The following is a 7956-nucleotide window of genomic DNA, read 5'->3' as shown; positions in this document are numbered from 1 at the left end:
TCCTTAAACCAGGTGGAAGCTCGCCTCTTAAACTGGAGGCAGCGCTATTTCCCTGAGTTTGACAGCGTCTTTAAACAGTGGGATGGAGTAACGGCTCTTTCTACTTTACGGAGGTTTCCTCTTCCACTGGACATTGTCCGGATGACACCGGAAACGATCGTCGAGGAATGGAAACAGTACTCCAAAAGACCGGAAGGCCTGAAACGGGCCAAAAAGCTCCATAAATCTGCAGAACGCAGTATCGGCATCACAGTTGGATTGGCATTTGCCAGGCAGGAACTGAAGGCGTTACTAGAACAGTATGACCTTTATTCCCGACAGATAGAAATTTGGAATCGCAACTGTCCGAACAAGTCGACAATCTCCCTGGCGCCGAACAAATGAGGGAGATCAAAGGACTTAGTGACATGACGATTGCAGCCTTCTTTGCCGAAATAGGGGACATTCATTAGTACTGTTATCCAAAACAGCTGATCAGCCTGGCCGGTCTAGACTTAAAAGAGAACAGCTCAGGTTTACACAAGGGCCAAACAACCATTAGTAAACGAGGACGAAGACGATTACGCCGTATTTTATTTTTAGCGATTCGTCCCCTCGTTGCTCACAATGACACGTTCCGCGCCCTTCTGACGAGCTGACCCAACGTTCTGACCGCCCGTTGAAAAAGACACAGTCTTTGGTAGCCCTGTGTGGAAATCTTCTCAAAGTATTGTTTGTGATCGGTCAGCGAGAATGTGACTTTGATGGAGAGAAGCTCCTGCGAGATCGACATCGAGCTCAGGCGAAAGCCTTATAGCGAAAACGCTCATTTTACACCTTGTTTATCTTGTCTTCTTACTTATATAAACACCAATAGTGCCGAGGCGGCGTTCATTTTTTCCATTCGGGCTTAGACCCAGCAAGGGAGCTTAGCCGCCCCCCACCACATGGATACGCCGGACGAGGGAATGTGTAGACCACCATCCAGTGATATGGGAGGGGTTAGCGACCATGTGCCAAGTGGGTGATATAGACGCACGGTCATACAATTTTTTCCAAACACGCCCTTTTGCGGCATCCCCATTGGAATAATTTATATTCAGAAACAGTATCTGTATTCAGTGAGTGGGAACACATAAATCTATTGAAATCGATAGGTGAGAAATTCCAAGAAAACAAGAGTATATGAAAGAATAATTAATTACAAAGAGGGAGGGTGTTTAATGGGGAAAAACTGGAATAAAGCATTGTATTCCCATTTACAAGAATGGTTGAACTTTCAATTAGGAAACATACAAACACGCCCGAATAAATTGACACCTCAAGAAATAGAAACGCTTCACCGATTTAAACAATCCTTAAAAAATAGAAGAGCAAACCTACTTAAAATACACGCTTCCGTTCACCCTTATCGAATACAAAAGCACGGAAAACAAGAAAATATTTCTTACCGGCTTGTTTGTTCAAGATTATTTAAGATAAGAGAGAAATATCATTTAGAGGAACATATATTAAATAGGTTGGCTAAATCTCATGATGGCCATATTGTTATAGATAAAATTCTTCCAGAAGAGACTGCTAAAGAACCAACAATGGACATGTTTCCTAATGAAGAAAATAGAACATTTGATTATGACCGCAGAGCTGCCGTCCAATACGCTGAACGATGGTGGAATGATTATAATCCTGTCTATAGAAAGTTTACTAATAACTGTACAAATTTTATTTCTCAATGCTTGCGAGCTGGAAAAGCTCCCATGCGAGGTATACCTGATCGAGGAAAAGGCTGGTGGTATGGAAAGAGCAGCTGGAGTTACAGCTGGGCAGTGGCTCATTCCTTTCGCTGGTATTTAAGCGGTTCTACCAATGGACTAACAGCCGCAGAAGCAGAAAGTGCAAATGATTTAGGACTTGGTGATATCATTTGCTATGATTTTAATGGAGATGGAAATTGGCAGCACACCACGATAGTTACAGGTTTTGACGGTAATAAGGAACCATTGGTGAATGCACAAACAGAAAACAGCAGATCTCGATATTGGAAATATGAAGATTCAACGGCTTGGACACCAAATATTAAATACAAATTTTTTCGTATTGGATAAAAGGTGCACTACGTAAAAATTTATAAGAATATGATATAATTACTTTTATTGTGATAAGAAATAAGACGAGGTGCAGACATGAGTATTCACGTTGTGTTATATCAACCAGAAATCCCCGCAAACACTGGAAATATTGCTAGAACATGTGCAGGTACAGGCACACATTTGCACTTGATAAGACCGCTTGGCTTTTCGACAGACGATAAAATGTTAAAACGGGCTGGATGCGATTATTGGCCTAATGTGCAAATACATTATTATGATTCATTAGAGGAGCTGTTTGAGACCTATCAGCAAGGAGAATTTTATTTTATTGAGACGATTGGGAAGAAACCATACAGTGATTTTTCGTTTGACGATCCGAAAACGGATTATTTTTTTGTGTTCGGTAAAGAAACAAGCGGTTTACCTGAAAGGGTAACTACAGAAAATGTGGAGCGGTGCCTGCGTATACCTCAAAACAACCACATTAGATCCTTAAACCTTTCGAACACAGCCGCAATACTAGTATATGAAGCTTTGCGCCAGCAAGGCTTCCCAGCGTTGGATTAAAGAAACAAAAAGAGCCTCCTTTCCCTGAGGCTCTTTTTGAAAAAAACGATCATTAGTGTTTATGAGGCTTATCTTCAAAACCTGCTGTCAGGATTGAAACAAGAAAAGCAACACATACTCCAAGGAGCAAAACCAGTTTCATTATGTAAAGCCTCCTTTACTTGTCTTCATGCTAACCATTATACCTTATTTCAAACGGACTGTGAATCCTCGGTCACGAAGATATCATTTGGTTATTCTTATGATACATTGGTATAATACCATAAAGTTACAATTTATATACGAGTTACTCACATAATATTGGGGAGGTAATATTGATGTATGTAGTTATGAATGAACTCCATGTACCAGCTGAAGCAAAAAAAGCTATGAAAAGTCGTTTTGGAAAGAGCGCTGAAAATATGAGAGCCATTCCTGGATGCTTGGATTTTATGTTTTTAGAAGAGGATGGCGAAAACGGTAAACAAGTTGTTTTTACGAAATGGGAATCAAAAGAACATTATGAAGATTGGCTGCACAGTGATGCATTTAAAAAGGCTCACCAGGAAAAAAGAGAATCAAAAGAAAAAGGACCTGCTTCTGGAAGTGAATTAAAGGCGTTTGAAGTTATTCATCATTTATAAGAGCAAGCAGCGGAGGGTATGTAATAAACTCTCCGCTTATTTGTGAGGGGCAGGAACAACAGGAGATAGTGAATAGAAATGAAAAATACATATTTAACTAGTCATTTTCCTTTGTTTTCCATTTTTATTGTTCAGTATTTCTCTTTCTATATATGCTGAGAAGAATATTAATAATTGGCTAACAAATATCGGCTTGTACAGAGGTATGCTGGAATTTTTTTCAGAAACAGGCATTAAATTAACTTTGCTCTTCCTATTGACCCTATTTTTCTTTATGGTATTTTCGGCGTTAAAATTAATTGCAGATACTATGATGGAATTATCTTTATTATTTTTTTCGAAAGATGAGGAAGGGAATGATCTCCGAAAAATTCGGGGAGGGACATGGATTTACTTAATAGCAAGTGTAATATCTCTTCTGTTTGTAACAGTCCCAGCTGTTATCGGGATTAGTTTTTTGCTGGCAACAGTTATATATTTTATTTTTTTCGCTACAAAGTAGGAGAGTCAATGTCAGGCCCAGGATTATTTGGAATGATTTTTTTTATTTAAGTTTTTGGTGTGTATTTCTGCTTGCTGTTCTTTATGCGGCTATCAGGCTTTATAACAGTTTTATTAACAGTCTTCCTATATAAGAAACGGCCGGTTATGCAGCCGTTTCTTAGTTATTATGGAAGGTTGGACACAACCTCACTCCATAGGGTGAGATGAGGAGTGGAAGACTGTAAATGATTAAAAGAGGCCGGCTTATCCTGGCCGATCCATACTCCAGTTGTGTAACGATCATTATAACCAACAAACGATAAATCATGTGTTCGATTAGTAGTACCTGTTTTCCCTCCAATGTACTCCCCTTCTATATTTGCTTTCCTGCCTGTTCCATCAGTAACTACTTTGTTCAGCATTGTTCGCAGATTTGTATTTGTTTCCTTCTCCCAAACGGGCTCCGTGCTTCTTTTCCATTCATATAAACTGTTTCCATTTTTATCTTTAACCTGGGTAATTTCTCGAGGAATAGTGTAACTGCCATTGTTTGAAAAAACAGTAAAAGCCTTCGTTAATTCTAAAGGGCTTACTCCATGGGACAATACGCCTAACGCAGCCGGATAATTATAATCTTCCTTATAAATATGAGGAAGCCAAATTTTTCAAGATACGAAAAAGCAGTTTGGATACCTGTGCGATCAAAAAGTCTTAATGCTGCTGTATTATAAGAATTGCAAACGCATTTTCAATAGTAGTATTCCCATAAAACCCTCCTCCAGCATTAGCGGGGCAATAACCATTACGGCAAAACCGGTCCGTACTGATTTGGGATTGCAGGTTTGCTTGTGTTTGGTCAATATAAGGTCCAAACACAAACAGTGGTTTTATTGTGGATCCTGGCTGACGGTAAGCTTGAAAGGCGCGCTGGAAATCATATTTTTCATAATCTTTTCCGCCGCTCATTGCTACAATGCTGTTTTTGGCATGATCAATGATTACAGCTGCTCCTTGCACTCCCCATAGATTTAATTTTTCATTGACTAAAGCAACTGTCTGTTCTTGAATAGTGGGATGTAAAGAGGTTTCAATATGAACACCTGATAGCAGGATGTCATCTACTCTTTTATCCAGCTGCTCTTTTATCTTTTCTTTTTTCTCCGTAGAAGCTTCCTTTATTTTTTGTTGTAAGGCTTCTTCTTTTTCGCCTGCAGTTATTACATTCGATTCCTCCATTTTGTTTACAATCCATTGCTGTCTCATGTGAGTATTATCTTTGTTCGTTAAAGGATCATAATGACTGGAATTAGCCGGAATCGCTGCAAGAAACGATATTTCAGCAAGGGACAGCTCATTGCTTGTTTTGCCGAAATATATTTGACTTGCAGTTTCAAATCCATATACCATTGTGAAAATAAATGGTATTAATGTAAAACTCCAATATATCTTTTTTTGAATAGTCTTTTTCAAGTTGATATGAATATAACACCTCACTGAGTTTTCTATTGTACGTTTGCTCATGGGTAAGAAATATATTACGAACAACTTGCTGCGTTAACGTACTTGCACCTTCTTCAATGTTAGTTGATCTCGCATTGACAATAAGAGCGCGAACAATTGCTGAAACATCTACACCTTTGTGATCAAAGAAATGTTGATCTTCGGTAGATAAATGCTTCTATTACTTTATCAGGAATTTCTTCGTAATTTATATATTGGCGATTTACGTCTTTTTTTATGGTTGAAATTAATTCACCGTTTTTATCATATATGTAACTGTTTTGAGGTATGGTTATATCGTTCATTTTTACTTCTTCTAGCACTGCTTCGACGGTTTTTACGTCTCTTTCTTCTTTTAAAATATAGCTTATTAAAATCGACAAAAGAATCAAAAAAATCCTATAAAAAAGTAACCAGTTATTAATTTCACGAGGGATCATACTTTCAAAAAGCAATTTTTGTTCTCTCTTTAATATCGGTACAAGAGCAGGGTTATGTTCTACTTTTTTTTGCATAGATATGAAGTAATGAACATGGTATTTAGGAAGCAGCCCAATCTGCTTTCTTCGCATCTTACTCTGTTTTTACGAAGAAAGGGAGGCTCTTAAATTGAGTATTATTGATAAAATACGTCAATCCCGGCAAGATGAAGAACGTTTAAAATGGCGTGGAACGTTTAGGGAGTATTTAGAGTTAGTAAAAGAAAATCCACACATTGCCCAGACTGCTCATTCACGGGTATATAATATGATAAAAGATGCAGGGGTTACAGAAAGAGATAATAAAAAGATGTACGAGTTTTTTGGAAAAGAAATTTATGGATTAGAAGAATCATTAGAGAGACTGGTAGAAGAATATTTTCACTCTGCTGCACGAAGACTGGATGTCAGGAAAAGAATTTTATTATTGATGGGACCTGTTAGTGGAGGAAAGTCAACTATAGTTACATTGTTAAAAAGAGGATTAGAACAATACTCGAGAACCGACGCAGGAGCTGTTTACGCCATTGAAGGTTGTCCAATGCATGAAGATCCACTTCATTTAATTCCTGTGCATCTGAGAGAGGAATTTTTTCAAGAGTATGGCATTAGAGTTGAAGGTCATCTTTCTCCGTTAAATATGATGCGTCTTGAAAAAGAATACAATGGTAATATAGAAGACGTTATGGTAGAAAGAATTTTCTTTTCCGAAGACAGAAGAGTAGGCATTGGTACATTTAGTCCATCAGATCCTAAGTCACAGGACATTGCTGATTTAACTGGCAGTATTGATTTTTCAACCATTGCTGAATACGGATCAGAATCTGATCCCAGAGCATACCGGTTTGACGGAGAGCTGAACAAAGCAAACCGGGGAATGATGGAGTTTCAGGAAATGCTTAAATGTGATGAGAAATTTTTATGGCATTTGCTGTCTCTTACTCAGGAAGGAAACTTTAAAGCGGGACGGTTTGCCCTTATAAGTGCCGATGAACTCATAGTAGCTCACACTAATGAAGCGGAATATAAATCTTTTATATCAAACAAAAAGAATGAAGCACTTCACTCACGTATCATTGTAATGAATATTCCTTATAACTTAAGTGTGACAAATGAAGAAAGAATTTATGAAAAGATGATTCGTGAAAGCGACATGGCTCATGTTCATATAGCACCCCATGCCTTACGCACAGCTGCTGTATTTTCTGTATTAACCCGTTTGAAAGAGCCGAAAAAACAAAGCGTAGATCTTGTAAAGAAAATGCGCTTGTATGATGGAGAAGACATTGAAGGGTTTAAAGAGCAAGATGTAACAGAATTGAAAAATGAATATCACGATGAAGGAATGGATGGTATTGATCCGAGGTATGTTATAAATCGTATCTCATCTGCGATCATCCGAAAAGATGTTCAATCTATTAATGCTCTCGATGTTCTTCGTTCGTTAAAAGAAGGCCTTGATCAACATGCATCCATTTCAAAAGAAGATAAGGAAAGATATTTGGATTTCATTTCGGTTGCCAGAAAAGAATATGATGAGGCAGCCAAAAAAGAAGTACAAAAGGCATTTGTCTATTCCTATGAAGAATCGGCGAAGACCTTATTGGATAATTACCTGGATAATGTTGAAGCGTATTGCAATAAAAATAAATTAAGAGATCCATTAACTGGTGAAGAAATGAGCCCGGATGAAAAATTGATGCGCTCCATTGAAGAGCAAATTGGCATATCAGAGAATGCTAAGAGGGCCTTCCGTGAAGAAATTCTTATCCGGATTTCTGCTTATGCCCGTAAAGGGAAAAAATTCGATTACAATTCACATGAACGGTTAAGAGAAGCCATTCAAAAGAAATTGTTTGCTGATTTAAAAGATGTAGTGAAGATTACAACTTCTACAAAAACTCCAGATGAGTCGCAGCTGAAGAAAATAAATGAAGTGATCGCCAGGTTAATTGATGAACATGGTTATAATTCGGTATCTGCAAATGAACTGCTTCGTTATGTCGGAAGTCTCCTAAATCGTTAATAAAATACAAAGAGGAGCTGCTCAACTATACTGAGCAGCTCCTTTTTGCTAAGTAAAAACATCTTTATATAACGTACATAACGTATGTGTAAAATGTTTCTCGAGAGATATGGGAGCTAATTTGTAGAAAAAAAAGAGAAGGCACTCTATCATAAATGTATGCTTAGCCGGCAAAAACATTTAGAAAAGAGGCCTTCTCATGCAATATA

8 protein-coding genes and 3 pseudogenes are annotated in these 7956 nt (G+C 37.9%); 7 read left to right on the top strand and 4 right to left on the bottom strand.

All coding sequences use genetic code 11. The features are described 5' to 3' along the window. The 6 genes and pseudogenes from ACE1TI_RS21320 to ACE1TI_RS21295 form a co-directional block, all read left to right on the top strand. Window positions 1-384 (top strand): annotated as a pseudogene (locus tag ACE1TI_RS21320) (hypothetical protein); the annotation flags it as partial. 86 nt (window positions 385-470) lie between these two features. Then, the gene (locus ACE1TI_RS21315) at window positions 471-638 is read left to right on the top strand and encodes a transposase (protein WP_375009532.1); all 168 of its coding nucleotides are present in this window, start codon (window positions 471-473) and stop codon (window positions 636-638) included. A gap of 564 nt (window positions 639-1202) precedes the next feature. After that, window positions 1203-2084 carry an amidase domain-containing protein gene (locus ACE1TI_RS21310; RefSeq protein ID WP_375009530.1) on the top strand — a complete coding sequence of 294 codons (882 nt, stop codon included), beginning with the start codon at window positions 1203-1205 and terminating at the stop codon, window positions 2082-2084. Between the two features lie 78 nt (window positions 2085-2162). Further along, window positions 2163-2636 (top strand): tRNA (uridine(34)/cytosine(34)/5-carboxymethylaminomethyluridine(34)-2'-O)-methyltransferase TrmL, encoded by a 474-nt coding sequence (trmL, locus tag ACE1TI_RS21305; protein ID WP_375009529.1) that lies wholly within the window; start codon window positions 2163-2165, stop codon window positions 2634-2636. A 317-nt stretch (window positions 2637-2953) separates the two neighbouring features. Further along, window positions 2954-3259 (top strand): antibiotic biosynthesis monooxygenase family protein, encoded by a 306-nt coding sequence (locus ACE1TI_RS21300; protein ID WP_375009528.1) that lies wholly within the window; start codon window positions 2954-2956, stop codon window positions 3257-3259. A 205-nt stretch (window positions 3260-3464) separates the two neighbouring features. Then, window positions 3465-3894 (top strand): annotated as a pseudogene (locus ACE1TI_RS21295) (DUF5366 family protein). Window positions 3895-3927: 33 nt separating this feature from the next. Here ACE1TI_RS21295 and ACE1TI_RS21290 read toward each other — a convergent pair. From ACE1TI_RS21290 to ACE1TI_RS21275, 4 genes and pseudogenes are all read right to left on the bottom strand, one after another. Beyond that, entirely contained in the window at window positions 3928-4347 is a 420-nt protein-coding gene (locus ACE1TI_RS21290; protein ID WP_375009527.1) for a penicillin-binding transpeptidase domain-containing protein, read from the bottom strand. Between the two features lie 106 nt (window positions 4348-4453). After that, window positions 4454-4708, bottom strand: coding sequence for a hypothetical protein (locus ACE1TI_RS21285; protein ID WP_375009531.1), 255 nt, complete (start codon window positions 4706-4708; stop codon window positions 4454-4456). A 324-nt stretch (window positions 4709-5032) separates the two neighbouring features. Next, window positions 5033-5360, bottom strand: a pseudogene (locus ACE1TI_RS21280) (transglycosylase domain-containing protein); the annotation flags it as partial. A gap of 25 nt (window positions 5361-5385) precedes the next feature. After that, window positions 5386-5814: a hypothetical protein gene (locus ACE1TI_RS21275; protein ID WP_375009526.1), complete on the bottom strand. Its 429-nt coding sequence runs from the start codon at window positions 5812-5814 to the stop codon at window positions 5386-5388. 37 nt (window positions 5815-5851) lie between these two features. Here ACE1TI_RS21275 and ACE1TI_RS21270 point away from each other — a divergent pair, with 37 nt between their 5' ends. Further along, window positions 5852-7747: a PrkA family serine protein kinase gene (locus ACE1TI_RS21270; RefSeq protein WP_375009525.1), complete on the top strand. Its 1896-nt coding sequence runs from the start codon at window positions 5852-5854 to the stop codon at window positions 7745-7747. Window positions 7748-7956 lie beyond the last annotated feature (209 nt).

Origin of the sequence: Alteribacillus sp. JSM 102045, from assembly GCF_041949975.1 — a bacterium.
Classification (GTDB): Bacteria; Bacillota; Bacilli; order Bacillales; family Marinococcaceae; genus Alteribacillus.
The sequence above is the reverse complement of the archived record's forward strand: the minus strand, read 5'-3'. Positions and strand labels throughout refer to the sequence as shown.

What these genes read in the sequence shown, in the direction of transcription:
- ACE1TI_RS21310 (WP_375009530.1), top strand. Translation starts at nt 1,203, where the DNA reads ATGGGGAAAAACTGGAATAAAGCATTGTATTCCCATTTACAAGAATGG.
- trmL (WP_375009529.1), top strand. Translation starts at nt 2,163, where the DNA reads ATGAGTATTCACGTTGTGTTATATCAACCAGAAATCCCCGCAAACACT.
- ACE1TI_RS21300 (WP_375009528.1), top strand. Translation starts at nt 2,954, where the DNA reads ATGTATGTAGTTATGAATGAACTCCATGTACCAGCTGAAGCAAAAAAA.
- ACE1TI_RS21285 (WP_375009531.1), bottom strand. Translation starts at nt 4,708, where the DNA reads ATGAGCGGCGGAAAAGATTATGAAAAATATGATTTCCAGCGCGCCTTT.
- ACE1TI_RS21275 (WP_375009526.1), bottom strand. Translation starts at nt 5,814, where the DNA reads ATGCGAAGAAAGCAGATTGGGCTGCTTCCTAAATACCATGTTCATTAC.